At 64.5% G+C, this 24,340-nt stretch carries 24 protein-coding genes and 1 riboswitch; of the genes, 14 read left to right on the forward strand and 10 right to left on the reverse strand.

All coding sequences use genetic code 11. The annotated features are described in order from the left end of the window. Positions 1-101: 101 nt before the first annotated feature. From ACFFF7_RS07795 to rpoD, 4 genes are read left to right on the forward strand one after another with little or no spacing between them, the layout of a single operon-like run. Positions 102-554: a GatB/YqeY domain-containing protein gene (locus ACFFF7_RS07795; RefSeq protein ID WP_379480804.1), complete on the forward strand. Its 453-nt coding sequence runs from the start codon at positions 102-104 to the stop codon at positions 552-554. After that, positions 555-965, forward strand: a complete 411-nt coding sequence (locus ACFFF7_RS07800; RefSeq protein ID WP_379480805.1) for a hypothetical protein — start codon at positions 555-557, stop codon at positions 963-965. Continuing rightward, positions 962-2,827, forward strand: coding sequence for a DNA primase (gene dnaG / locus ACFFF7_RS07805; protein WP_379480806.1), 1,866 nt, complete (start codon positions 962-964; stop codon positions 2,825-2,827). The genes ACFFF7_RS07800 and dnaG overlap by 4 nt, the downstream gene beginning before the upstream one ends. Beyond that, entirely contained in the window at positions 2,827-4,848 is a 2,022-nt protein-coding gene (gene rpoD, locus ACFFF7_RS07810; protein ID WP_379480807.1) for an RNA polymerase sigma factor RpoD, read from the forward strand. Before dnaG ends, rpoD begins: the two co-directional genes overlap by 1 nt. 4 nt (positions 4,849-4,852) lie before the next feature. On the opposite strand, the gene ACFFF7_RS07815 is transcribed toward rpoD, so the two are convergent. Beyond that, the gene (locus tag ACFFF7_RS07815) at positions 4,853-6,439 is read right to left on the reverse strand and encodes an MFS transporter (protein ID WP_379480808.1); all 1,587 of its coding nucleotides are present in this window, start codon (positions 6,437-6,439) and stop codon (positions 4,853-4,855) included. 89 nt (positions 6,440-6,528) lie between these two features. Then, positions 6,529-6,610: riboswitch (ZMP/ZTP riboswitch) on the forward strand. A gap of 21 nt (positions 6,611-6,631) precedes the next feature. Here ACFFF7_RS07815 and ACFFF7_RS07820 point away from each other — a divergent pair. From ACFFF7_RS07820 to rpsD, 8 genes are all read left to right on the forward strand, one after another. Continuing rightward, on the forward strand, positions 6,632-7,207 hold the full coding sequence (locus ACFFF7_RS07820) for a protein tyrosine phosphatase family protein (protein WP_379480809.1): 576 nt from the start codon (positions 6,632-6,634) through the stop codon (positions 7,205-7,207). An 8-nt stretch (positions 7,208-7,215) separates the two neighbouring features. Continuing rightward, the gene (gene rpiB / locus ACFFF7_RS07825; RefSeq protein WP_379480810.1) at positions 7,216-7,653 is read left to right on the forward strand and encodes a ribose 5-phosphate isomerase B; all 438 of its coding nucleotides are present in this window, start codon (positions 7,216-7,218) and stop codon (positions 7,651-7,653) included. A gap of 20 nt (positions 7,654-7,673) precedes the next feature. Then, positions 7,674-8,978, forward strand: a complete 1,305-nt coding sequence (gene glyA, locus ACFFF7_RS07830; protein ID WP_379480945.1) for a serine hydroxymethyltransferase — start codon at positions 7,674-7,676, stop codon at positions 8,976-8,978. 4 nt (positions 8,979-8,982) lie between these two features. Then, positions 8,983-9,183, forward strand: a complete 201-nt coding sequence (locus tag ACFFF7_RS07835) for a hypothetical protein (protein ID WP_379480811.1) — start codon at positions 8,983-8,985, stop codon at positions 9,181-9,183. Between the two features lie 6 nt (positions 9,184-9,189). Next, positions 9,190-9,651, forward strand: coding sequence for a transcriptional regulator NrdR (gene nrdR / locus ACFFF7_RS07840; protein ID WP_379480812.1), 462 nt, complete (start codon positions 9,190-9,192; stop codon positions 9,649-9,651). Continuing rightward, positions 9,635-10,366 carry an RNA methyltransferase gene (locus tag ACFFF7_RS07845; RefSeq protein WP_379480813.1) on the forward strand — a complete coding sequence of 244 codons (732 nt, stop codon included), beginning with the start codon at positions 9,635-9,637 and terminating at the stop codon, positions 10,364-10,366. The genes nrdR and ACFFF7_RS07845 overlap by 17 nt, the downstream gene beginning before the upstream one ends. Positions 10,367-10,418: 52 nt before the next feature. Further along, positions 10,419-10,733: a hypothetical protein gene (locus tag ACFFF7_RS07850; RefSeq protein WP_379480814.1), complete on the forward strand. Its 315-nt coding sequence runs from the start codon at positions 10,419-10,421 to the stop codon at positions 10,731-10,733. A gap of 175 nt (positions 10,734-10,908) precedes the next feature. Beyond that, the gene (gene rpsD, locus ACFFF7_RS07855; protein ID WP_379480815.1) at positions 10,909-11,523 is read left to right on the forward strand and encodes a 30S ribosomal protein S4; all 615 of its coding nucleotides are present in this window, start codon (positions 10,909-10,911) and stop codon (positions 11,521-11,523) included. Positions 11,524-11,590: 67 nt separating this feature from the next. On the opposite strand, the gene ACFFF7_RS07860 is transcribed toward rpsD, so the two are convergent. Further along, positions 11,591-12,910: an alpha-amylase family glycosyl hydrolase gene (locus tag ACFFF7_RS07860; protein ID WP_379480816.1), complete on the reverse strand. Its 1,320-nt coding sequence runs from the start codon at positions 12,908-12,910 to the stop codon at positions 11,591-11,593. Between the two features lie 155 nt (positions 12,911-13,065). Between ACFFF7_RS07860 and ACFFF7_RS07865 the strand changes: the two genes are divergently transcribed. Continuing rightward, a complete protein-coding gene (locus tag ACFFF7_RS07865; RefSeq protein ID WP_379480817.1) occupies positions 13,066-13,770 on the forward strand; it encodes a nitroreductase in 705 nt (234 codons plus the stop codon). Between the two features lie 18 nt (positions 13,771-13,788). On the opposite strand, the gene ACFFF7_RS07870 is transcribed toward ACFFF7_RS07865, so the two are convergent. The 7 genes from ACFFF7_RS07870 to ACFFF7_RS07900 form a co-directional block, all read right to left on the reverse strand. Then, complete coding sequence (locus ACFFF7_RS07870; protein WP_379480818.1) at positions 13,789-15,780, reverse strand: alpha/beta hydrolase family protein; 1,992 nt, start codon at positions 15,778-15,780, stop codon at positions 13,789-13,791. Between the two features lie 197 nt (positions 15,781-15,977). Beyond that, positions 15,978-17,843: an ABC-F family ATP-binding cassette domain-containing protein gene (locus tag ACFFF7_RS07875; RefSeq protein WP_379480819.1), complete on the reverse strand. Its 1,866-nt coding sequence runs from the start codon at positions 17,841-17,843 to the stop codon at positions 15,978-15,980. A 52-nt stretch (positions 17,844-17,895) separates the two neighbouring features. After that, entirely contained in the window at positions 17,896-19,020 is a 1,125-nt protein-coding gene (gene tgt, locus ACFFF7_RS07880) for a tRNA guanosine(34) transglycosylase Tgt (RefSeq protein WP_379480820.1), read from the reverse strand. 10 nt (positions 19,021-19,030) lie between these two features. After that, positions 19,031-19,453, reverse strand: a complete 423-nt coding sequence (locus tag ACFFF7_RS07885) for a globin domain-containing protein (protein WP_379480821.1) — start codon at positions 19,451-19,453, stop codon at positions 19,031-19,033. 3 nt (positions 19,454-19,456) lie between these two features. Then, positions 19,457-20,224, reverse strand: coding sequence for an ABC transporter permease (locus ACFFF7_RS07890; protein ID WP_379480822.1), 768 nt, complete (start codon positions 20,222-20,224; stop codon positions 19,457-19,459). Next, a complete protein-coding gene (locus ACFFF7_RS07895; protein WP_379480823.1) occupies positions 20,221-21,153 on the reverse strand; it encodes an ABC transporter ATP-binding protein in 933 nt (310 codons plus the stop codon). The genes ACFFF7_RS07890 and ACFFF7_RS07895 overlap by 4 nt, the downstream gene beginning before the upstream one ends. A gap of 63 nt (positions 21,154-21,216) precedes the next feature. Then, a complete protein-coding gene (locus ACFFF7_RS07900) occupies positions 21,217-22,656 on the reverse strand; it encodes an 8'-apo-carotenoid 13,14-cleaving dioxygenase (protein WP_379480824.1) in 1,440 nt (479 codons plus the stop codon). Between the two features lie 44 nt (positions 22,657-22,700). Here ACFFF7_RS07900 and ACFFF7_RS07905 point away from each other — a divergent pair, with 44 nt between their 5' ends. After that, positions 22,701-23,267: a TetR/AcrR family transcriptional regulator gene (locus ACFFF7_RS07905; RefSeq protein WP_379480825.1), complete on the forward strand. Its 567-nt coding sequence runs from the start codon at positions 22,701-22,703 to the stop codon at positions 23,265-23,267. Here ACFFF7_RS07905 and ACFFF7_RS07910 read toward each other — a convergent pair. After that, entirely contained in the window at positions 23,264-24,286 is a 1,023-nt protein-coding gene (locus ACFFF7_RS07910; protein WP_379480826.1) for an amidohydrolase family protein, read from the reverse strand. The two genes, ACFFF7_RS07905 and ACFFF7_RS07910, sit on opposite strands and share 4 nt — an antisense overlap. Between the last annotated feature and the right edge of the window lie 54 nt (positions 24,287-24,340).

Consider the following 24,340-nt stretch of genomic DNA (forward strand, 5'->3'; position numbering starts at 1 on the left):
GACCCCTTGGCCCCCATGGTCAACCTAGGAAAACCAGAATCTTTGGGCTAAGGTCCGCCTTTCCCCAGCCGCATACGCATTCACGCAGGAAACCACACCCAATGCTTCGCGATACCATCAAGGCCGCGCAGGTCGCCGCCATGAAAGCCGGCGACAAGCCGCGCCTCAGCGCCGTCCGCCTGATCCTGGCCAAGCTCAAGGACAAGGACATCGAACTGCGCACCGCCGCTTCGGTGCCCGACGATGACGTGCTGGTGGTCGACGTACTGCAGAAAATGGCCAAGCAGCGCCGCGAATCGATCACGCTGTATGAGCAGGGCGGGCGCCAGGAACTGGCCGACACCGAAAAGGGCGAGCTGGCGGTGATCGAGGAATTCATGCCCCAGCAGATGGGCGATGCCGAGGTTCAGGCCGCGATCGCCGCGATCATCGCCGACACTGGCGCGGCGGGGATGAAGGACATGGGCAAGGTTATTGCAGAGCTGAAGGCGCGGCATGGTAGCCAGCTGGATATGGGCAAGGCGAGCGGGCTGGTGAAGGCTGCGCTGGTCTAAATGCTGGTTCCGGCCGCCATCGGTGCCGCGCTGGGACTGGCTGTGTTCGCCTTTGCCCGCTGGCAACGGTATGATCGGGACGCCTCGTTCTATCCGACGGTGCTGATCGTTATCGCGAGTTACTACGTGCTGTTCGCCGTCATGGCCGGTGACCGTGCTGCCTTGGTGCCGCAGCTTGGCGTGGCTCTGGTCTTCGCCACGCTGGCCGTGATCGCCGGGCGCCATGCACCGCGCCTGGTCGGCATCGGGATCGCGCTTCACGGACTCTATGATCTTGCATTCCATCTGCTCGGTGGCGGAGGCGGCGTTCCAGAGTGGTGGCCGCCATTCTGCGGGGCGATCGATATTGTTCTGGGCTTGGCAGTACTAGGTGCCGTAGCGTGGTCCGGTCGCGGCGAGCGCGCGGCATGACCCTCACCCCCCAATGGCTGGATGAATTGCGCGCCCGGGTGACGCTGTCCGCAGTGATCGGGCGCACCACGCGGCTGACCAAGGCGGGGCACGAGTTCAAGGCCTGCTGCCCGTTCCACAACGAGAAATCGCCCAGCTTCTACGTGAACGACGCCAAGGGGTTCTATCACTGCTTCGGCTGCGGCGTGCATGGCGATGTTATCCGCTGGATGACCGACCAGCGCGGGCTGGCCTTCATGGACGCGGTCAAGGAGCTGGCCTCCGAGGCAGGGATGGAAGTCCCCGCCCCCGATCCCCGCGCCGCGGCCAAGGCCGAGCAGCAGGCCGGGCTACACGACGTGCTGAGCGCAGCGCAGGACTTCTACCGCGCTCAGCTCGACCAGCCCGAAGGGGCGAAGGCGCGGGCCTATCTCGCCTCGCGGCGATTTGATGCGCACACGATGGAGCGCTTCGGCTTCGGTTATGCCCCGGGCGGGCGGCAGGCGCTCAAGGCTGCGCTAAAGCAGTTCGACGAACCGATGTTGATCGAGGCGGGCTTGCGCATCGCGGTTGATGACAAGGAACCCTACGACCGCTTCCGCGACCGGCTGACCATGCCGATCCACGATGCGCGCGGCCGGGTTATCGGCTTTGCCGCGCGAATCCTCGATGCAGACAAGAAGGATGCGCCAAAATACATCAATTCGCCCGATACCCCGCTGTTCGACAAGGGTCGGACGCTGTTCAACCTCCACCGCGCCGGGCCGGCATCGCGCCAGAGCGGGCGGATCGTGGTGGTCGAAGGGCAGATGGACTGCATCGCGCTGGCCGCCGCCGGGATCGCCGAGGCGGTTGCGCCGATGGGCACCGCGCTGACCGAGCGCCAGTTGGAAATGCTGTGGCGCCTGGTCGAAACCCCGATCCTGTGCTTCGACGGCGACAGCGCCGGCCAGCGCGCCGCGATGCGCGCCGCCACCCGCGCCCTGCCGATGCTGCGCCCGGCGCACAGCCTGAAGATCGTGCGCCTGCCCGCCGGAATGGACCCCGACGACCTGATCAAGCGCGACGGCGTCGGCGCCTTGGAAAAGCTGCTGGCCCAGCCAATCGGCCTGCTCGACCTGATCTGGGAGCACGAGCGCGATGCCGCCCCGTTGACCTCGCCCGAGGACAAGGCCGGGCTGAAGGCGCGGCTGATGGCCCATGTCGAGACCATCGCCGACCGCGACATCCAGGCGCTCTATCGGCGCGAATTGACCGAGCGCTTCTCGGCGTTCGCCTTTCCCCGGCGGGAAGAGCGGGCGTGGACGCCGGGGCGCAAGAGCGCGCCCCCGGTTCCCCAGCGCAGCGCCCAGCAATCGCGCCGCCTGAACCATGCCACCGGCGCCGGCGCGCGTGACGGGCTGAGCGCCGCAATCCTGGCGGGCTTGCTGCGCTATCCCGAGGAGCTGCGACGACACGCCGACGCGCTGGCCCATGCCCCGTTGGGGGATCCGCGTTTTGCAGCGCTAGTCGATGCAGTCGATGGCGGCGAAGCGCTTGAAACCGCGGGACTACACACCATATTGATCGAACGAGGCCTGGCTCCTCCCACCCCGGATGATTACGCGTCGTTGCGTTTTGGCTTTTTGATTGAAGGCGCTACGCCTGAAGTTGCGCGGACCGATCTGGCCCAAGCAATCGGGTTGTTGGTGGAGCGGCCAGAGGTAGAAATGGCTTTGGCTGCGGCAACGGAGCGCTACGAACGAGAGCTGTCAGATGATTCTGAGCGGGAACATCGGCGGCTTTTGAAGAGAAAGCTGGAAATTGATGCGCGTGTCATGCAAATGGCCGGCGCGACTGGCGACAGCTTGATGAAGCTGGCGGCCCAAAGAATGGCGGACTGATGGACGAAGATTTCACCGGCAATGAGAAGGAAGGCGGCGACGCTCCCCTGATCGACCTCAACGAAGCATCGATCAAGAAGCTGATCGCCCGGGCGAAGCGCCGCGGCGTGATCACTGTCGATGAACTGAACGAGGCCCTGCCCCAGGACCAGATGACCAGCGAGCAGATCGAGGACATCATGTCCGCGATCAGCGAGATGGGTGTCAACATCGTCGAAAGCGACGAGGACGCGGTCGATCCCGACGAGAAGGAAGTCGACGAGATCGACGAGCAGCCCGACGGCATGTCGGAACGGCCGGATCTGGTCAAAAAGAAGGAAGTGATCGAGCGCACCGACGATCCGGTGCGGATGTACCTGCGCGAAATGGGTGCGGTCGAGCTGCTCAGCCGCGAGGGTGAAATCGCCATCGCCAAGCGGATCGAAGCCGGTCGCGACACGATGATCCTTGGGCTGTGCGAAAGCCCGATTACCTTCCACGCGATCATTCAGTGGTCCGAAGCGCTCAACAACGAAGAGATGCAGCTGCGCGAGATCCTTGATCTCGATGCCATGCTGTCGAAAGAACCGCAGCCCGAGAACCTGACCGAAGACGGTGAGGAAGAAGGCGACGGCGAAATCACCGAAGCCACCGCCGGCCCGTCCTACAAGGAAGAGGAAGAGGTCGAGGAAGAGGCCTCTGCCGACGATGACGAGGATGAGGACGGCATCGAACGCCGCGCCCGTCGTCCGGTCGAGGAAGAGGAAGAGGACAACACCCTCAGCCTCGCCCAGATGGAAGCCCAGCTCAAGCCCGAAGCGCTTGAGAAGTTTGCGCTGATCACTTCGCTGTTCCGCAAGTTCGAGAAGATCCAGGGCGATCGCCTCACCGCGATGAGCCTGGGCGGCGATTTCCCCGCCGCCAAGGAACGCCAGTACCAGCAGCTGCGCGAAGATCTTACCGCGCAGGTCGAAAGCGTGCAGTTCCACGCAACGAAAATCGAATACCTGGTCGACAACCTGTACGCCTTCAACCGCCGCCTGACTGCGCTGGGCGGGCAGATGCTGCGCCTGGCCGAACGCCACAAGGTCAACCGCAAGGACTTCCTTGACAGCTACGTCGGGCACGAACTCGACGACGGCTGGCTGCAGGCGCAATCGGCCAAGGACAAGAAGTGGGCGGCCTTCGGCGCCAACGAGGCCGACGCAGTCGAGCGCATCCGCGCCGAAATCGCCGACATTGCCGCCGCTACCGGCATGGCGCTCAGCGAGTTCCGCCGCATCGTCAACATGGTCCAGAAGGGCGAACGCGAAGCGCGCATCGCCAAGAAGGAAATGGTCGAGGCGAACCTGCGGCTGGTGATCTCGATCGCCAAGAAGTACACCAACCGCGGCCTGCAATTCCTCGACCTGATCCAGGAAGGCAACATCGGGCTGATGAAGGCGGTCGACAAGTTCGAATACCGCCGTGGCTACAAGTTCAGCACCTATGCCACCTGGTGGATCCGCCAGGCGATCACCCGTTCTATCGCCGATCAGGCCCGCACCATCCGCATCCCGGTGCACATGATCGAAACGATCAACAAGCTGGTGCGGACCAGCCGCCAGTTCCTCCACGAAAGCGGCCGCGAGCCGACCCCGGAGGAAATGGCCGAGCGCCTGTCGATGCCGCTCGAAAAGGTCCGCAAGGTGATGAAGATCGCCAAGGAGCCGATCAGCCTCGAAACCCCGATCGGGGACGAGGAAGACAGCCACCTGGGCGATTTCATCCAGGATCCCAACGCGGTGATCCCGGTCGACGCGGCGATTCAGGCCAACCTCAAGGAAACGGTCACCCGCGTCCTGGCCAGCCTGACCCCGCGCGAGGAACGTGTGCTGCGCATGCGCTTTGGCATCGGCATGAACACCGATCACACGCTGGAGGAAGTCGGCCAGCAGTTCTCGGTGACCCGCGAACGCATCCGCCAGATCGAGGCCAAGGCGCTGCGCAAGCTCAAGCACCCGAGTCGCTCACGCAAGATGCGCTCGTTCCTGGATCAGTAGCGCTTCAGCCAGTGGGTAGCGGGCGATCGATCTGACGCAGGTCGATCCCCAGCGTCTCGCGGCAATAGCGCCAGGTCAGCACGACCGCGACCAGCGCCGGGACCATGACGGCGCCTGCGGCCACGCCCAGCGGCGGGACCATCGCGGAAATGCTCAGCGCCTGGGCAGCCAGGCCTCCAGCCTTGGTGCAGGCGGCAATCCAGCCAGTAGCCCGGCCGCGGATATGCAGCGGGAAGCTTTCCGCCGCATAGGGCAGGATGATCGCCAGCATGCCGTTGGTGCCGATGATCAGCAGCGCCAGAAGCAGCACTGGCGACAGCGCGGCATTGGCCTTGAGCGCGATCACGCCGGCAAGGCCCGCGGCCGTGACCAGCGTCACCGCAACCAGCGAGAACTTGGTGCTCCAGCGGCTGTAGAGCACGGCCACGGCGAACACCGTCGGCACCGCAATCAGCGCGGAGCGGGCGATCAGCCCAGATGCCGTGGCCATCGGCACGCCGTTAGCCACCAGGTCGGCCGGCAGCCACAGCAGCACGCCGAAGTTGATGAAACCCCAGCTCAGCGCGAGCAGGCTCAGCGCCAGCGAGGTTCCGGCGATGCCCTTGGACCAGATGCCGGCTATCGGGGTATTTTCGGCGGCGTGGATCGGCGCGAAATCGACGTCTTCCTCCTCGCTGCCATGCGTGTGGCTGGTCGTGCCGAAGCGCTGCATCACGGCCTGCGCCTCGGCCCGGCGGCCGCGCGCGAGCAGGTATTTGGCGGATTCGGGGATCATCGTGCCCAGCGCCAGCAGCAGCAGACCGGTCGGCAGGTTGAGCAGCCACAGGATGCGCCAGCTGTATATCGGCTCGAGCCAGGCGGAGAAGCCACTGGCCGCGAAATAGCCGCCCGACGCACCGAGCCCGCCGACCAGCACCAGCGCCCAGCCGCGATGGCGGCTTGGCATGGTTTCGGCGAGCAGGGCGTAGGTCACCGGCAGCATCCCGCCCGCCGCCGCTCCCATCAGGAAGCACATCGCGATGTTCCAGCCGAGGCTGGGCATTGCCCCGCAGATCGAGGTGCCGACGAACATGATCGCCGACAGAAGTATCGAGGCCTTGCGGCCATAGATGTCCGCAGCCATGCCCCACAGGATCGAGCCCAGCACAGTCCCTGTCAGCGCGGCGAACGGCACCAGCGCGCCTTCGGACTTGGGCACGCCGTATTCGGCGGTCAGCCCGGGCATGACGAAACCCAGCGAGGCGGGCTTCATCACGTCAATCATCAGCGCGACCACCAGCACCGCCATCAGGCGGAAATGCGCGGGCGACAGCGGGGCATCCTCCGGCGCGGCAACGCTGATATGGCGCGAGGCGTGGATCTGCGCGGCAATGTTGCGCGGCATCATCCCATAACAGGCCGCGGCGATGCCGGCGATGATCAGCCCCATACCGGCGATCATCTCGCTATCCATCGTCATCCCGGCGAGACGGAACCCGTCCATCCGTCCCATCCAGAACATCGGCAGGTGGAGCAGAACACCCAGCGTCACCGCAGCGCAGCCCGCGACGAAGATCCAGGTGTTCGAACGATCGCGCAGCAGTTGAGCCATGACGGCGGTTGGTATCAACATCGTTCTGTCTTGCAAGGCGCATAGCTTTGCGCGCCGGGTTTACAGCGCCGCGCCGCGGGCCTAATACCGCGACATCACGTGACTGACGAGGCAGGCGGAGTACCGCCGTGGAGCGTGATCCTGGAATTGCCGCTCGTCTGGGCACCCTGTCACCAAACGGTAGGAGCCCCCATGTCCTTGCGTCACAGCCCCGGCGATCCAACGCATATTACCGCCTGGCACCGCCTTGACGATCGCCTGACGTCGTCAGGCCAGCCGAGCGAGGAACAGCTGGCCAGCTTCGTTCCGCTTGGGATCACCCATGTGGTCAATCTGGCCCTGCCGAGCCACGAAAAGAGCCTGCCCGACGAGGCGGCGAGCCTTGCCGCGCTCAACATTAGGTATTCTAATATTCCAGTCGACTTCGCGGATCCGCCCGAAGCCGACTACCTGCGCTTCTGCGAGGTTATGCATGGCCTTGCCGGGCAGACCGTGCACGTCCACTGCATCCTGAACCTGCGCGTTTCCGCCTTTCTGTACCGCTGGAGGCAGGACAGGCAGGGCATTGCCGAAGCCGCGGCCCGGGCCGAAATGGAACGTCTGTGGAAGCCGGGCGGAGCCTGGGCGCGGTTCATCGGGGCTTCGGCAGAGCAGGATTTGCCCCACCGCTATGCCGGTCAGGACTATGTTTTCGACGCTGCCGCCCCGGCGGACACTGGCCTTACCGCGGCCCCGCGCCTAAGTGGCGCACAGACCGATTCCCGCTGAGGACCGCCATGCGCATCGCCATCGCCTCCGACCATGCCGCCTTCGACCTCAAGGCCGAACTGCGCGAGTACCTGATCGAACTGGGGCATGAAGTCGCCGATCTTGGCCCCGAAACCGCCGATCGGGTCGACTACCCCGATTATGGCTACAAGCTGGCGGGGGTCGTGGCGGACGGCACCGCCCAATTCGGCGTTGCCCTGTGCGGTTCTGGCATCGGCATCTCGATCGCGGTCAACCGCAACCCGGCGTGCCGCTGCGCGCTGGTGACCGACCCCTATGCCGCAACCCTGGCCCGCGAGCACAACGATGCCAACGTTGTCGCCATGGGCGCGCGGCTGATCGGCGTCGATCAGGCTAAGGCCTGCCTCGATGCCTTCCTGTCCGCCCAGTTCGCCAACGGCCGCCATACCGGCCGCGTCGACAAGCTTACCCATCCGACCTGCTGAGGAGCTGCCCCGTGACCGCCATTCTTGACGCCAAGCCCGCGATCCGCTCTGCCGGCTTTTTCACCGCCCCGCTGCGCGAAACCGATCCCGAGGTCTTCGCCGCGATCGAAGGTGAACTGCACCGCCAGCAAACCAAGATCGAACTGATCGCGAGCGAGAACATCACCAGCCGCGCCGTGCTCGACGCGACCGGATCGGTGTTCACGAACAAGTACGCCGAAGGCTATCCGGGCAAGCGCTATTACGGCGGCTGCGAATATGCCGACGTGGTCGAGAGCCTGGCGATCGAACGGGCCAAGGCGCTGTTCGGCTGCCAGTTCGCCAACGTCCAGCCCAATTCAGGCAGCCAGATGAACCAGGCGGTGTTCCTGGCGCTGCTTCAGCCGGGCGACAGCTTCATGGGGCTCGACCTCAATTCGGGCGGGCACCTGACCCACGGTTCGCCGGTCAACATGAGCGGCAAATGGTTCAAGCCGATCCCCTACGGCGTGCGCAAGGACGACGAGCTGCTCGATATGGACGCGGTCGCCGCGCTGGCGCGCGAGCACAAGCCCAAGCTGATCATCGCCGGCGGCACCGCCTATTCGCGCGTGTGGGACTTCAAGCGCTTCCGCGAGATCGCCGATGAGATCGGCGCATGGCTGATGGTCGACATGAGCCACTTCTCCGGCCTGGTCGCAGGCGGCGCCCACCCCTCGCCCTTCCCTCACGCCCACGTCGTCACCACGACCACCCACAAGAGCCTGCGCGGGCCGCGTTCGGGCGTGATCCTGACCAACGACGAGGATCTGGCCAAGAAGTTCAACTCGGCGGTGTTCCCGGGAATGCAGGGCGGCCCGCTGGTCCACGTCATCGCCGCCAAGGCGGTCGCCTTCCAGGAAGCGCTGCAGCCCGAATTCAAGGCCTATGCCGCGCAGATCGTCGCCAATGCCCGCGCGCTGGCGACCAGCCTGGCGGACAATGGCCTGCGCATCGTTTCGGGCGGCACCGACAACCACCTGATGCTGGTCGACCTGACTGCCAAGGATGTGACCGGCAAGGCCGCGGAAAAGGGCCTCGATCGCGCCTGGCTGACCTGCAACAAGAACGGCATTCCCTTCGATTCGCGCTCGCCCTTCATTACTTCGGGCGTTCGCCTCGGCACACCGGCGGGCACCACCCGCGGCTTTGGCGAGGCCGAGTTCACCCAAATCGGTCAGCTGATCGCACAAGTGGTGGACGGCATGGCCCGAAACGGCGATGATGGCGATGGTCAGGTCGAGCAACATGTGCGCGACCAGGTTGAAGCGCTGTGCAAGCGCTTCCCGATCTATCCGGAGGTTTGAAGACATGAGCGACGATCTACTGCAGGACGCTAAGGTCGAAGTGGTGGGCATGGCCAAGGAAGGGATGCATCATCCCTCGACCAAGCCGGTTCTGACCGGGGCGGCCGTCGGTGCCGTGGCCGCGGCCTTGCTGCCCGTGGTGAGCTGGCCGGTCGGCCTGGTCGCCGGAGCCGGCTTCATGCTCTACAAGAGGTTGCGCCCCTAAACTCTTATGCGTTGCCCTTTTTGTGCCCATGACGACAGCCAGGTGAAGGATTCGCGTCCCACCGAGGACAATACCGCGATTCGCCGCCGCCGGCAGTGCGAAGGCTGCGGTGCGCGCTTCACCACTTTCGAGCGCGTCCAGCTGCGCGAGATTACCGTGGTGAAAAGCGATGAGGCGCGCGAATCGTTCGACCGCGCCAAGATCGAACAATCGGTCACCCTGGCTTGCCGCAAGCGCGGGATCTCGCAGGAGCGGATCGACCAGCTGGTATCCGGCGTTCAGCGCCAGATCGAGACTCGCGGCGAAAGCGAAGTGGCCAGCCGGGCAATCGGCGAAATGGTCATGGACGGTCTGCGCCAGCTTGATGCCGTTGCCTATATCCGCTTCGCCAGCGTCTATCGCGACTTTACCGAAGCCAAAGACTTCGAAGAGTTTGCCAGCTCGGTGCGCGATGTCGTCAAGCACTGAGGCACAACCCGTCATCGTCCTCGTCCGCCCGCAGCTGGGCGAGAATATCGGCAAGGCGGCGCGGGCAATGCTCAATTTCGGGCTGACCGAACTGCGCCTGGTAACCCCGCGCGATGGCTGGCCCAATCCCTCGGCCGGTCCGGCGGCAGCGGGCGCAGATATCGTGCTTGAACAGGCCCGCGTGTTCGAATCGCTGGCCGAGGCAGTTGCCGACTGCGCGCATGTCTATGCGACGACCGTGCGCAAGCGCGGCGTAACCAAGCCGGTGATCACCCCTGAACTGGCGGCGCAGGAAATCCACGCAGCGACGGGACGATCAGCGCTGGTCTTCGGGCCGGAACGGTCGGGACTGGAAACCGACGACGTTGCCCTGGCCCGCGCGATCGTCACGGTTCCGATCAATCCGGAATTCGCCTCGCTCAACCTGGCTCAGGCGGTCATTCTCTGCGCCTATGAATGGTCGAAGGGCCAGAACCTGGCGCAGCCGCCGCAAGAAGAGCTGCTTCCCCCTGCCCCCCAAGAGGAGCTTGAAGGGCTTATCGCGCACTTTGAAGCCATGCTTGAGCCCAGGGACTATTTCTTTCCTGAAATCCGCGCCGACGCGACCCGCCGCAATCTTCGCAATATGCTCACCAAACCCGGCTGGAACCACCTTGAAGTGCGGACCATGCGCGGGGTGCTGTCGGCATTGGCGCGCACCGACGTTCGTCGATAGGGGCTGGCGTTTTCGGATGTTACCGCATAGCGATTGAGCATTCCCGATTCGATTGAAAGACTTTATCGTGCGTTTTCTTATTCTTGCAGCTGTTAGTGCACTTGTATTCACAACTCCGATCCACGCAGCGACGACCGATCAGAAGGACGCGTCGGCCAAGTCCGGCGATGCCAGCGCCGCGCAGGCAGCAGATGATTCGGAGAAAAAAGTGTGCCGCAAGGTCACTTCTACCGGCAGCATCATGGCCAAGCGGGTGTGCATGACCAAGAAGCTGTGGGCGCAGGTCGACGCCGAAATGAACAGCAACAGCGCACGCGCATTGGAGAACAAGGGCGGTTCGCGCGGCGGCGGCGGCGCCGACTTCTAAAGTCAGACGCTTCTGCTTGACCCTGACGCGGGGCGCCGCTATGCGCGCGCCTTCGCAATTGAGCGGGCACTCCGGTGAAGCCTGGCTCGCATTCCGCAAATGGCGGGATGGTGCGGTTCCGGACCAGAAGCTGGGCATGTTGCCCGGCACAGCAAATTGAAGGACACGACGCGCCATGTCGAAGCGCAATTCGTCGAAGTATAAAATCGATCGCCGCATGGGCGAGAACATCTGGGGCCGTCCCAAGAGCTCGGTAAACCGCCGCTCCTACGGTCCCGGCCAGCACGGCCAGCGCCGCAAGAGCAAGATTTCCGACTTCGGGATCCAGCTGCGCGCCAAGCAGAAGCTCAAGGGCTATTACGGCGACGTAACCGAAAAGCAGTTCAAGCGCACCTATCAGGAAGCGTCGAAGATGAAGGGCGATACCGGTCAGAACCTGATCGGCCTGCTCGAACAGCGTCTCGACATGGTGGTCTATCGCTGCAAGTTCGCCCCGACCATTTTCTCGGCCCGCCAGGTCGTTTCGCACGGTCACATCTACGTCAACGGCGTGAAGTGCAACATCGCCAGCCGCCGCGTGCGTCCCGGCGACGTCATCAGCCTGGGCAAGAAGGCCAAGGAAATGGCCCTGATCGCCGAAGCGCAGAGCCTGGCCGAGCGTGACGTGCCTGATTATGTCGCGCAGGACGGCACCGACAAGGCGACCTTCGTCCGCGTCCCGACGCTGGATGAAGTGCCTTATCCGGTGAAGATGGAACCGAACCTGGTGGTCGAATTCTATTCGCGCTGATCCGGTTTCCAACCGAACACGAAAGGGCGGTCCCGCGGGGCCGCCCTTTTCGTTTGGGCTTGCCCCGTCAGCGGATCGACCAGCCCCAGGCCGGCAGTGCCAGCGGCTTTGCGCCGGGCACGGCTACCCGCACCGGCCCCGCCGATAGGTTGGTCACCACGGTCACCCGGTCGCCCGTGGTCACCCGGCGGAAGGCAAAGACAGCGGGGTTGCCGGTGTCGATCAGTTCCAGATTACCCGGCACTTGGGCGTTGGTCAGCGCCGGATGGCGCTTCTTCAGCGCCAGCAGGCGGCGATAGAACGCCGCGCGACTGTAGGTGCCCCAGTCGATCTGGTCCTTGTCGAAGAACTTGAGCCGGCGATCGAAGCCCGATTCCTGCCCGCTGTAGACCAGCGGCATCCCCGGCAGCGTCGCGGCCAGCACCGCCATGACATCGGCGCCCTTGCCGTAAAGCTCACGGTCGGTGCCGTTCCACGAGTTTTCGTCATGGTTGCTGGTGAAGGTCATGCGGTAGGCCCCGGCCGGATAGCGCCGCGGCGGATCGGTGTAGAGCTTGCCCAGATCGGCGGCTTTGGCCTTGCCCTGCGCCACGTCGATCAGCTTGTGATAGAGCACCCAGTCATAGGTCATGTCGAAGGCGCGGTGCTGCATTTCGGGGGTATCGGCTTCGGCCAGCATGAAGACCGGCTTGATCGCATCGAGCTTGGCCCGCGCTTCGTCCCAGAACGCCACCGGCAGCGTCCACGCCACGTCGCAGCGGAAACCGTCGATCCCGGTTTCGCGAACCCAGTAGCTCATCGCCTCGATCATGCCCTGGCGCACCGCGGACTTGCTGTAATCCAGCCCGATCACATCGGCCCAGACTTCCTTCTTGCCGGTGCTGAGGTCGGTGTAGTTATAGCCCTCCAGTTCGCCCGCGGCATTGCGCTTGTACCAGTCGGGGTGCTGCTCGACCCAGACGTTGTCCCAGCCGGTGTGGTTGGCGACCCAGTCGACAATCACCTTGAAGCCCTGCTTGTGCGCAGCATCGACCAGATGCTTGAAATCGGCCAGCGTGCCGTATTCGGGATTGATCGCACCGTAGTCGCTGACCGCGTAGTAACTGCCCAGCGTACCCTTGCGCAGCTTCTTGCTGATCGGGTTGATCGGCATGATCCACAACACGTCGACCCCCATCCTGCGCAGCCGCGGCAAATGCGGCTCGAACGCGCGGAAGGTCCCTTCTGGCGTGTACTGGCGGATGTTCACTTCATAGATCGTCGCATTGCCCGACCACGCCGGGTGGCGGACCTGGGATACGCCCTCGGTCAGTGGCAATTGCGGCTTTGCCAGAGCGGGCCCCGCGCAGGCGAGAAGCGCCGCGCCGCACAGTGAAATCAATCGCATGATCCGGTCCTCACCCCGCTGTTTGTCAGCATCCTAGCGGCTGATCGGCGCACCTGAACCCTGCCCCGCCAAGGTATTCGTATGCGGCCACCAGGCGCCCCGCGCGGCAGGTCCGAAAGGACACCATTGCCCGGCTTAATCGATCGGTTAAGACGATGATCAACGAATCGGGGAGGACTGGCGTGGAATTCGACGAAGTGATCAATGGGCGGCGCTCGATCCGGGGCTATCTCGACAAGCCGGTGCCGCGCGCCCTGATCGAAGAGGTGATCGCCCTGGCCATGCGCGCGCCATCATCGATGAACACCCAGCCCTGGCAATTCCACGTCATCTCGGGCGAACCGCTCGACCGGATCCGCCAGGGCAATACCGAGCGCAACCTGGCGGGCGTTCCGCACAGCCGTGAATTTCGCACCGGCCATGCTTTTGCAGGCGTCCACCGCGATCGCCAGGTCGGCGTGGCCAAGCAGCTGTTCGCCGCGCAGGGGATCGCCCGCGACGACAAGGACGCCCGGCTCGACTGGGTACTGCGCGGCTTCCGCCAGTTCGACGCCCCGGTCTGCGTGATCGTGACCTATGACAAGGAACTCGCCGACAGCGACGACACCGCCTTCGATTGCGGCGCGGTCACCACCGCGCTGGTCAACGCTGCCTGGTCACGCGGGCTGGGCTGCGTGATCAACAGCCAGGGCATCATGCAAAGCCCGGTAGTGCGCGAACACGCCGGCATTCCCGACGATCAGGTCATCATGAAGGCCGTCGCACTCGGCTGGCCGGACGAAACGTTCCCTGCCAATGCCGTGGTGTCTGAGCGCAAGAGCCTGGACGAAGCCGTGCGCTGGGTGGGCTTTGCCGAATAGCCGCCCGGCCCTGCCCCCTCAGCCGGGCGGCAAGCCCAGTGCCTTGCGCAGGAAGGCGTCGCTTTGCGAGAGCATCCGGCTGCGCGCGGCACTGTCGTCCAGCTGGTGATCGAGGCCCGGGAATTCGACATAGTCGACTGACTTTCCGGCGGCCTTGAGTTTGCTGGCCATGAGCCGCGATTCGCCGACGCCGACGTTCTGATCACGGTCGCCGTGGAACAGCAGCACCGGCGCCCTGAACACATCGGCATGCCGCGCTGGCGAACCTTCCTCGACATGCGGGCCCGTGCCGATCCGCGCGCTTTCCAGCTTGTAGGCCGTAGTGTTGATCCATTCATTGCGCAGCACGTCGAGGTCGGTCACCGGGGCAATCGCGACTACGGCCTTGTACAGCGTCGGATCGACGACCTGCGACTGCAGCGCGGCATAGCCGCCATATGACCAGCCGACAATCGCCACCTTGTCGGCACTGGCAACGCCCTGCTTGATTGCCCAGCGGGCGGCATCGTCGATATCGCCAATTGCCTTGCGCCATGCCTGGAACCCGTTGCGACCAAAGAAGGCCGAACCGAACCCGGTCGAGCCGCGGTACTGCGGCTGGATCACCGCATAGCCGCGGCTGGCGAAAAACTGGCTGAGCCAGTCAAAACCCCATTCGTCGCGCGCTTCGGGCCCGCCGTGCGGCATGACCACCAGCGGCAGGTTCTTGCCGTCGCTGCCCGGCGGCAGGGTGAGATAAGCGGGAATCGCCGTGCCATCGGCTGCCGGGAAAGTAATCGCCTGCATCGCGCCAAGCTTGGCCCCGTTCAGCAACGGGCGCTGGGCGAGCAATTCGCTGAGCTTCTTGCTGGTCTTGTCGAACAGGTAATACTTGCCCGGATCGGTGTCCCCGCCGGCAAACAGGACCAACTTGCTCTCATCAGCGCTGGCGTCGATCACGCCGAGCTGGGTCTTGTTCCCCAGTGCCCGGCGCAGCGATTGCGACAGCCGCGCCAGTTCCGGATCGGAGTATTCGGCGACGCGGTGCAAGGTGGCATATGTCGCACCGACGATGCGCTGGTTGCGCCCGATGCGCAGCAATCCGTCGACATCGATCCCCGCCTTGGACAGCACGATCGACGGCGCCGCGCCGCTGCCATCGAGCGGGACCTTGTACAACGCCTTGAAGCCGTTGCGCTCATCGAAGCCATAGGCGACATTTGCCGCCGGATCGACCGCGACCGGATCGAAGCCGCTGTAGGTTCCCGCCGGATCGTAAGTCACGGTCGAAAGATCGCGCCAGTCCCCGCCCTCGGCCGGACGATAGCGGTAGAACACCTTGTTTCCGGCATAGCCATTGCTGTCCGGGGTCTGCAGCCCGATGATCCGGACCTTGCCCTGGCCATCGGCGATAAACGAACTGACTGTAAGCTTGGGCTGCTCGACAATGGTTTCCTTGCCCGAATTGGTGTCGATCCGGACGACCCCCAGCCCTTCCTTGTCGGCCTTCAGGATGGTCCCGGTCCCCAGGTTGGGCACGAACTGGCGTGCCATAAGTACCACCCCCTCGCCGCCGCCATTCAGGTCGATCAAGTCGCCGCCGTAACTGCTGCGATAAACCGCGTTCATCGCCTTGGTCAGGCCGATGACCTTGGCATTGGAGCCGTCGGGATTGAGCGCCACGCTTCGGGTGAAGCCATAGGTATCCTTGCCCTTGCCGTCGACGAACCAAAGACTGCACAGCAAGCGGGTATTGCCTGCCCAGTGGCACGACTGGATCTGCTCGGTTACGCCCTTCGAAGTCAGTGCCAGTTGCGGCTTGGCCACGCCTTCAAGATCGAGCACAGTCACCGCTTCGCCGCCGACCGGTCGCGGGATGACCACGGCAAGCTTCTTGCCATCAGGGGAAATCGCGATGTCGAGCACGCCTTCGCGCGAACCAAAGGCCTTGGCCGCATCGAACGGTGCGGCCGCCGTCTGGGCCAGCGCGGGCGCGCTCAGCATGGTGGTCGCAAGACAAACCCCGATCAATCCAAACCGCATATTCGCCATCCCCGTATTGCAAGCCGCAATGCTAGCCGAAATGGCATGCCAGGCAAGTAAAACGGGCGGAACTTGTTGCGAAATCGGTGGAATAGGCAATTTTGACAAGTAACGGTGAGCGCCCGCTAATCCAGTACGTACACAACTGATCAGTCATCCGAGTGCTTCGTCGGGCAATTGCGAGCTCAAGCCGTCTGCTGCTCCAGCGCCTCGCTTGCGTTCAGCCACTGCTGCTCGGCCTGTTCCAGTTCGCGCAGCACGTCGCCGCGGCGGCGCGACAGTTCGCCCATGGTCAGGTCGCGCAGATCTTTTGCGGCATCGCCCGGGGCGAACATGGCCTGGTCGATCGCCGACAGCTGCTTTTGCCAGCGCGCGATCACCGCTTCGGCATCGGACACGGCTTTTGCGGCCTGCCGCGCCAGTTCGCGTGCCTCGGCGGCTGCCTTGCGGTCCTTCTTCTCCGCCTTGGGCCGGGCATCGCCCTTGGGCTGGTTCCGCCCCAGCACGAAGTCGATGTAGTCCTCCATCGATCCGGCATAGTCGGCGGCGGTGCCGTTATCGACCAGCACCAGCCGGTCGGCGGTCAATTCGACCATGTGGCGATCGTGGCTGATCAGGATCACCGCGCCGTCGAAGGCGTTCAGCGCCTGGACCAGTGCCTCGCGCGCGTCGACGTCGAGGTGGTTGGTCGGTTCGTCCAGGATCAGCAGGTTGGGCGCATCGCGGGTGATCAGCGCCAGCGCCAGCCGCGCCCGCTCCCCGCCCGACAGCGAGCCGACCTTGGTGGTGGCACGGTTACCGGAGAACCCGAATCGGCCCAGCTGCGCGCGCACAGCGCCGGGGGCGGCGCCGGGCATGGCCCGGGTCATATGTTCAAGCGGGGTATCGCCGCCGGCCAGCTCCTCGACCTGGTACTGGGTGAAATAGCCCACGGTCATCTGCCCTGATGCGCGCATCGAGCCATCAAGGGCGGGCAGCTGCGCCGCGAGCAGCCGCGCCAGCGTGGTCTTGCCATTGCCGTTGCGGCCCAGCAGCGCGATCCGGTCATCGGGATCGATCCGCAGGTTGAGCCGCTGCAGGATCGGCTTGTCGTTGTAACCGACCGCAGCCAGATCGAGCGTGATCAGCGGCGGCCGCATTTCCTTCGGGCTGGGGAAATCGAAGCTGAGGCTGGGATCTTCCATCAAGGCGGCGATCGGCTGCATCTTGGCCAGCATCTTGGCACGTGACTGGGCCTGCTTGGCGGTCGAGGCGCGGGCCGAATTGCGCGCGACGTAGTCCTGCAGCCGGGCGCGCTGGGCATCCTGCGAGGCCTTGGCCGCAGCCAGCTGCGCCGCGCGCTCGGCCCGCTGCGCTTCGAAAGCATCGTAGTTGCCGGGATAGAGCGTCAACTTGCCGCCCTGCAGGTGCAGGATCGAATCGACCACGTTGTTGAGCAGGTCGCGTTCATGGCTGATCACCAGCAGCGTGCCGGGATAGTTCTTGAGGAAGTTTTCCAGCCACAGCGTCGATTCGAGATCGAGGTGGTTCGACGGTTCGTCGAGCAGCAGCACGTCGGGCGCGGAAAACAGCAGCGCCGCCAGCGCCACGCGCATTTTCCATCCGCCCGAAAAGCTGTCGAGCGGCTGGGCCTGCATGGCTTCGTCGAAACCCAGCCCGGTCAGGATAATCGCCGCGCGCGACGGGGCGGAATAGGCGTCGATCGCCAGCAGTCGCTCGTGGACATCGCCCAGGCGGTGCGGATCGACGCAGTGTTCGGCCTCTTCGAGCAGCGCGGCACGCTCGGTATCGGCGGCGAGCACCGCCTCGAACGGAGTGGTCTGGCCGCTCGGTGCTTCCTGGGCGATATAGCCGAGCCGGGTGCGCTTGGGCATGTCGACGGAGCCGTCATCAGGATCGAGCTGGCCGACCAGCACTTTCATCAGGGTCGACTTGCCCGCACCATTGCGCCCGATCAGGCCGATCCGTCCGCCGGGGGGTATCGTCGCCGAGGCGCCATCGATGATGGTGCGGCCGCCAAGCCGCACGGTAACTGCGTTGATCGTAAACATTGCGCCGCGCCCCTAGCAGAGCGACGGAGGATGACCAAACGGCGTATCGCCTTCAGGAATAGCCGCGTCGGAATTCCTCCGCGAACGCCGCAAACCGCCCCTCCCCGATCGCCTCGCGCATTCCTGACATCAGTTGCTGATAGAAGGTCAGGTTGTGTTCGGTCAGCAGCATCGCCCCCAGGATCTCACCGCTTTTCTGCAAGTGATGGAGATAGGCACGACCGTAATGCGTGCAGGCGTCGCACGGGCAACGTTCGTCAAGCGGAGCATTGTCTTCGGCGTGGCGGGCGTTGCGCAGGTTGACCGGGCCGGTCCAGGTAAAGGCCTGGCCGTTGCGGCCCGAGCGGCTGGGCAGGACGCAGTCGAACATGTCGACCCCGCGCTCGACCGCGCCGACCAGGTCGTCGGGCTTGCCCACCCCCATCAGGTAGCGCGGCCGGTCGGCGGGCAGCATGTCGGGGGCGAAATCGAGCGTGGCGAACATCGCCTCCTGCCCCTCGCCCACTGCCAATCCGCCGATCGCATAGCCATCGAAGCCAATGGCCCGCAGCGCCTCTGCGCTTTCGCGGCGCAAGGCTTCGTCCAGCGCGCCTTGCTGTATCCCGAACAGCGCGGACCGACTGGCGTGTTCCTCCCCGCTGTCGAACCCGGCGCGACTGCGTGCCGCCCAGCGCATCGACATCTGCATCGATTTCTCGATCACCTCGCGCGGGGCGTCGGCGCGGGGACATTCATCGAAAGCCATGACGATATCGCTGCCCAGCAGACGCTGGATCTCCATCGAGCGTTCCGGTGTGAGCAGGTGCTTGCTGCCATCGAGGTGGCTGGCGAAGGTCACGCCTTCCTCAGTGATCTTGCGCAGCTCGGACAGGCTCATCACCTGGTAGCCACCGCTGTCGGTCAGGATCGGGCGGTCCCAGTTCATGAATCGGTGCAGCCCGCCCAGCCGGGCGACGCGTTCTGCACCCGGGCGCAGCATCAGGTGATAGGTATTGCCCAGCAGGATGTCGGCCCCGGTGGCGCGGACGCTTTCGGGCTTCATCGCCTTGACCGTGGCGGCAGTGCCGACCGGCATGAAAGCGGGCGTGCGGATGTCGCCGCGCATCATACGGATCGTTCCGGTGCGGGCCTTGCCGTCGGTGGCGTGGATGTCAAAAGCGAAACGCGGGGCAGTCATGCCCGCTCCGCTAGACGAAGCGGTTGCGCTCGACCAGCCCCACCAGCGCGTCGCGGACTTCGGCCCAGGCGGCTGACTCTTCCGCACTGGCCGGCTGAACCGCCTCCTCGATCTCGTCCAGCGTGGCTTCGATGAAGGCGCGGTACCAGTCGGGCGGGACGCCCAGCGCCACACGGTGCTGCGGGACCGAGGTATCGAAATAGATCCGCGCCTCGACCGGGCTGTCGAACCAGGTCATGAGGTAATAAAGCGTGTTCCCGACCATTTCGGTTTCAAGCTTTTCAGGATCATGCGGCGCGTGGTGCGCGAAACTGGCCTTGGCATCGGGATAGCGGCCAAAGAAGCGCGCCAGCACCGCCGATGCCGGATCGCCGAACTGCTCGGCATAGCGTTCCAGCCGGGCTTCGATCAGAACGGTGCGCGGGTCGGCCACGGGTCAGCTCCGCAGCCGCCAGCCGGTCTTGAACATCCACGCGATCACCCCGGCGCACAGCGCCAGGAAGCCCAGCGTCAGCCCGAAACTGACCCAGATGTTGACGTCGCTCTTGCCGGTGAAGGTCCAGCGCAGGCCGTTGACCAGGTAGACGATCGGATTGGCCAGCGCGATCTGCCGCCACGGATCGGGCAGCATGGTGATCGAATAGAAGGTGCCACCGAGGAATGTCAGCGGCTGCAGGATCAGCATCGGGACGATCCCCAGCTTCTCGAACCCGTCGGCCCAGACCCCCAGGGCGAAGCCGAACAGGGCAAAGGCCGCGGCGACCAGCACGACATAGACCAGTGCCAGCAGCGGGTGGGCGATGTGGTAATCGACGAAGAAGCTGGCCGTGACCAGGATGATCGAGGCGAGGATCAGCGACTTGGCCGCCGCCGCACCGACAAAGCCGATCAGCGTTTCCGCCACCCCGACCGGGGCCGAGAGCAGCTCGTAGATCGTGCCGGTAAAGCGCGGCATGTAGATACCGAAGCTGGCATTGCTGGTGGTTTCGCCCAGCAGGGTCAGCAGCAGCAGCCCGGGGATGATGTAGGCGCCGTAGGACACCCCGTCGATCTGGGTCATCCGCCCGCCGATCGCTGCGCCGAAGACGATGAAGTACAGCGAGGTGGTCAGCACCGGGGCGAAGATCGACTGGAAGAAGGTGCGGAAGGCGCGCATCAGTTCGAAGCCGAAGATGGCGAAGGCGCCGCGGGCGTTGAAGCTCATGACTTGTTCTCCACCAGGTCGACAAAGATGTCTTCAAGGCTGGACTGGTGGGTGTCGAGCGCGGTGAATGCGATATCGGCGCGCACCAGCGCGGCGACCAGGCGGGCGACCTCGCCGCGCGCCTCGTCCGCGCCGCCGTGGCCGCGATAGGTCAGGGTCTTGCTATCCTCCGACAGCGCCAGCGGATAGGCGGCGAGCGCTTGCGGCACCGCGGTCATCGGCGCGGCCAGGGCAAAGCTCGCCTCGATGCTGCCCATCCGGGCCATCAGCGCGCGCTTTTCCTCGACCAGCAGCAGCTTGCCCTTGTCGATGATCCCGACCCGGTCCGCCATCTCCTCGGCCTCTTCGATGTAATGTGTGGTGAGCACGATCGTCGTCCCCGCCGCCCGCATCGCGCCGATCTGGCGCCACATGTCGCGGCGCAGCTCGACGTCGACCCCGGCGGTCGGCTCATCGAGGAACAGCAGGTCGGGATCGTGGGCCAGCGCCTTTGCGATCAGCACGCGGCGCTTCATCCCGCCCGAAAGGTGGCGGATCTGGCTGTCGCGCTTGTCCCACAGACTGAGCGAGGTGAGGATGCTCTCGATCCGCGCCGGATCGCGCTTCAGCCCGAACAGCCCGCGCGAATAGCTGACCGCGTCGCTCACTTTGGTGAACATGTCGGTGGCCATTTCCTGCGGCACCAGGCCGATCCGCGCGCGCGCGGCGCGCCAGTCCTTGGCCAGGTCCATACCGAAAGCGCGGATCGTGCCGCCGCTCGGCCGAACCAAGCCGCAGACCGCGCCGATCAGCGTGGTCTTGCCGGCGCCGTTGGGGCCCAGCAGCGCGAAAATCTCGCCCTGGTTGATGGTCAGATCGACCGCATCGAGCGCGGTCGGGCCCTGGGCATAGCGCTTGGTCAGCCCGCTAATTTCGAGAATCGGTTGCATGGTCGGCCCGCTTGTCGCGCCGCGCCGACCATTTGCCAAGCCATTTACGTTTTTATTCGCAACTTAGCTGCGATCGGGCAGCCAATTTCCATGGAAGCCCGGCGGTATGCGATGCGGAATGTGGACAGAGGCAAGCGGCTGCTTGGTTATGTCCGCTGCGTCAAGAATTACCAGATCGGTCGTATCCCCGGCAGGATCGATGACATAGCCCATCACCCAGCCATCACCTTCTGCGGCATCGGCGTGGCGCGGCACGAAGACGAACTCGCCCGGCACTCTTCCTGCGCCGAAGTGATGAACCTGGCGCTCGCCGGTAAGCAGATCGTGACGATAGAGCGGCTGCGCGCCGAGAAAGGCTGGATCGCCATCGGCAGGGATGCCGATCGCCCAGGCATAGCGATAGGACTGGCCGAAGCGTCGCTCGTCGGGACGCGGAAATTCCTGCGCCGCGGCATCGATGGTCTGACGCTTGACCGTGCCCGCCGCCGGATCGACCAACCAACGTTCAAGACCAAGCGGCTTGCCGTTGGGGCCCTGCGGACCCTGCGAGAACATCGTTTCATAGACAGCACTGTCGATTACGACGCGGCCGGCTTCGTCTTCGAAGCTGTTGGCGACATGGAAGACATAACATGGGTCGACATCGCACCAGACGATGTCCTGCGCAGCGCCTTGCCGCGGTAGCAGCCCGACGCGGGCGCGATGCTCGGGATTCCAGCGATAGGGAAAGCCATGTCCGGCCAGGACCGCCTTCATCGAAAAGGTCACCGGCAAGTCGAAGATCACGACATAGTTGGCCGTCAGCGTGCACTCGTGAATCGACGGGCCGTGCTGCACCGGGATCTCGAGCTGGCGCACGACCTTGCCTTCGGACGAAAGCACGACGTGCCACACCCGGTCGGGGGTCATCGCATCATAGGTGATCGCATGCAGTTCGCCGGTCAGCGGGTCTTCGTGCGGGTGGGCGGTGAACGGCGCGGTCAGCGTGCCGTCGAAGTCGCTGTAAGCGACGGTTTCCAGGTCACCGTTGAGCACGGCAGGGAACGAGCCCGCCTCGACAATCGCAGTGATCTGACCGCCGATCTGGACGATATTGGTGTTGACCCCGTCACGCGGGGTGCGGCGCGGCCCGGGCGCGGCCTTGGGTCCGCCGGCTGCTTCCAGCACCTGGCTGCGGATATAGCGGTTGCGATACCATTCGGCCTGGCCGTTCTTCAGCCGCACCCCATGGACCATGCCATCACCGATGAACCAGTGATGCCCGCGCGGATCGGGCTTGAACGGGTTCGGGCCGATGCGGACATAGCGGCCGTCAAGCTCTGCCGGGATCGCACCGGTCACTTTCAAACCGGTCAGCGTCCGCTCTTCATGCAGCGGCGCGTGAATGCCGGTCAGGAAGGGATGCTGTTCACCCTGATCCTGGAGCGAACGGTTGACCTTGGCGACTGCATTGACGCCCTTGGTTACGACCGAGCGGATGGCGGTTTCGACGCTGCTTGCCATGATGCGAATCTCCGGATAATGTTTATGCTGTAAACATAAGGGTTATGGTAACAGTGTCAACATCGAAGTCATATCACCACGGTGATCTGCGCGCGGCGCTGGTCGCAGCGGGGCTGGAAGAACTGAAAACCACCGACATCAGCGATATTTCCTTGCGCCAGCTGGCCCGTCAGGTCGGCGTTTCAGCCACGGCGGTCTATCGCCACTTCCCCGACAAGAACGCCTTGATGCAGGCACTGGCCCAGGCCGGGATCGATCAGATGGCGCAGTGGCAGCGCCGCGCTGCCAAGGGCGCTCAGGAGAGCGAGGCCTTTGCCGCCACGGGCCGCGCCTATGTTCGCTGGGCGCTGGCCAACCCGGCGCTGTTCCGTCTGGCTTTCGGCCAGTGCGACCAGATTGGCCCGTCCGTTTTCGGCGATAACGAAGCGGCGCGCATGCTGCGTAGCCATGCCCAGCACCTGACCGGCAGCGAAGCCGGCGCCCAGCGGCTGATGATCCAGGCTTGGGCCGTGGTCCACGGCCTGGCCATGCTGATGCTTGACGGCCAGTTGCCCAGGGATGATGCGCTGATCGATCAGATCATCGACGCAAGGACACTGTTTGCCGCCTAGCCCCGTTTGTGGCGGGCAATGGTTTCGGCATCCAGCCTCAGGAACCGGGCCGCATTGTTATAGAGAATGTCGCGCTTCTGCTGCCTGGTCAGGAACGGCGCTTCCTCGATGACCTTGATCGACCGCTCCATCGTTTCCGGCCAGACCATCTGATCCGAACCGAACATGATCCTTTGGCCAAAGCCGGCCTCGACCAGGGCCTGAAGATAGCGGTAAAACGCGGGCCGCGGCTGGGTGTAGACGATGACCCCGGTGTCCAGATAGACCTGCGGATGCGCGTAAAGCAGCGCCAGCGTGTCATCCAGCATCGGAAAACCCGCATGCATCACGTTCACGCGCAACCGGGGATGCTTCACCAGAACGTCTTCGAGCAGCAAGGGGCTCGACAAGCGGGCGCGGTAGCCCATGCCGGGCATATAGGCCACGCCCGGCGGCCCTGGCCCGAAATGGATCGCGACGGGAATATCCTGCTTCTCCGCTGCGGCCCACAGCGGCTCGAGCGCGGGGTCGGCAACCGAAACGCCCTCGTACTCGAAACCCAACTCACCGATCACCGCCAGATCGCCCGCCGCCTTCGCTTGCCGCAATTCATCTTCAAACCCGGGCTTGAGCGGAAAATCCGGTGTCAGGCTGGGAATGACCCGCTGCGGCGCGGCCTTCTTCCACGCCGATAGCAGTGCCGCGCGTCCGCTGACCACGCCGTAGACATTGTGGCGCTCCATTACCGCCAGCGTGCGACGCATCACTTCGGCATCGCTGGTCGGCGACCACACCGGATCCTTGCAGGCCGGCTGCTTGAATGGCGCGATGAAGTTCTGCATGACCGGCTTGGCCGTATCCCAGGTCGGCATGGGATCGATCGGGGTGCACATGGCCAGTGGCGGCGGCCCCTGATCATCTGCTTTCAGCGCGTGCACGTGAACATCGATGATCGGTTCGCGCGGTTGCTGCGCTGACAGGCTAGCGTCAGCCAGCGCAGCCAAGGCAATGAAAGCGCCAAATCGTGCCAAATTCTGCATGGTTCCCCCGGTCGACAAGCCACTCTGCATGGCGTGAAATGCCCTGTGCTGCAA

Source organism: Novosphingobium aquiterrae (assembly GCF_042434435.1).
Classification (GTDB): Bacteria; Pseudomonadota; Alphaproteobacteria; order Sphingomonadales; family Sphingomonadaceae; genus Novosphingobium; species Novosphingobium aquiterrae.

Bases quoted from the DNA above. Each gene is read 5' to 3' on its own strand.
- ACFFF7_RS07795 (WP_379480804.1), top strand. From the start codon at position 102: ATGCTTCGCGATACCATCAAGGCCGCGCAGGTCGCCGCCATGAAAGCC.
- ACFFF7_RS07905 (WP_379480825.1), top strand. From the start codon at position 22,701: ATGGTAACAGTGTCAACATCGAAGTCATATCACCACGGTGATCTGCGC.
- nrdR (WP_379480812.1), top strand. From the start codon at position 9,190: ATGCGTTGCCCTTTTTGTGCCCATGACGACAGCCAGGTGAAGGATTCG.
- ACFFF7_RS07900 (WP_379480824.1), bottom strand. From the start codon at position 22,656: ATGGCAAGCAGCGTCGAAACCGCCATCCGCTCGGTCGTAACCAAGGGC.
- ACFFF7_RS07800 (WP_379480805.1), top strand. From the start codon at position 555: ATGCTGGTTCCGGCCGCCATCGGTGCCGCGCTGGGACTGGCTGTGTTC.
- rpsD (WP_379480815.1), top strand. From the start codon at position 10,909: ATGTCGAAGCGCAATTCGTCGAAGTATAAAATCGATCGCCGCATGGGC.
- dnaG (WP_379480806.1), top strand. From the start codon at position 962: ATGACCCTCACCCCCCAATGGCTGGATGAATTGCGCGCCCGGGTGACG.
- ACFFF7_RS07835 (WP_379480811.1), top strand. From the start codon at position 8,983: ATGAGCGACGATCTACTGCAGGACGCTAAGGTCGAAGTGGTGGGCATG.
- ACFFF7_RS07865 (WP_379480817.1), top strand. From the start codon at position 13,066: ATGATCAACGAATCGGGGAGGACTGGCGTGGAATTCGACGAAGTGATC.
- ACFFF7_RS07910 (WP_379480826.1), bottom strand. From the start codon at position 24,286: ATGCAGAATTTGGCACGATTTGGCGCTTTCATTGCCTTGGCTGCGCTG.
- ACFFF7_RS07820 (WP_379480809.1), top strand. From the start codon at position 6,632: ATGTCCTTGCGTCACAGCCCCGGCGATCCAACGCATATTACCGCCTGG.
- ACFFF7_RS07845 (WP_379480813.1), top strand. From the start codon at position 9,635: ATGTCGTCAAGCACTGAGGCACAACCCGTCATCGTCCTCGTCCGCCCG.
- rpiB (WP_379480810.1), top strand. From the start codon at position 7,216: ATGCGCATCGCCATCGCCTCCGACCATGCCGCCTTCGACCTCAAGGCC.
- ACFFF7_RS07875 (WP_379480819.1), bottom strand. From the start codon at position 17,843: ATGTTTACGATCAACGCAGTTACCGTGCGGCTTGGCGGCCGCACCATC.
- ACFFF7_RS07895 (WP_379480823.1), bottom strand. From the start codon at position 21,153: ATGCAACCGATTCTCGAAATTAGCGGGCTGACCAAGCGCTATGCCCAG.
- tgt (WP_379480820.1), bottom strand. From the start codon at position 19,020: ATGACTGCCCCGCGTTTCGCTTTTGACATCCACGCCACCGACGGCAAG.
- ACFFF7_RS07860 (WP_379480816.1), bottom strand. From the start codon at position 12,910: ATGCGATTGATTTCACTGTGCGGCGCGGCGCTTCTCGCCTGCGCGGGG.
- rpoD (WP_379480807.1), top strand. From the start codon at position 2,827: ATGGACGAAGATTTCACCGGCAATGAGAAGGAAGGCGGCGACGCTCCC.
- ACFFF7_RS07815 (WP_379480808.1), bottom strand. From the start codon at position 6,439: ATGGCTCAACTGCTGCGCGATCGTTCGAACACCTGGATCTTCGTCGCG.
- ACFFF7_RS07890 (WP_379480822.1), bottom strand. From the start codon at position 20,224: ATGAGCTTCAACGCCCGCGGCGCCTTCGCCATCTTCGGCTTCGAACTG.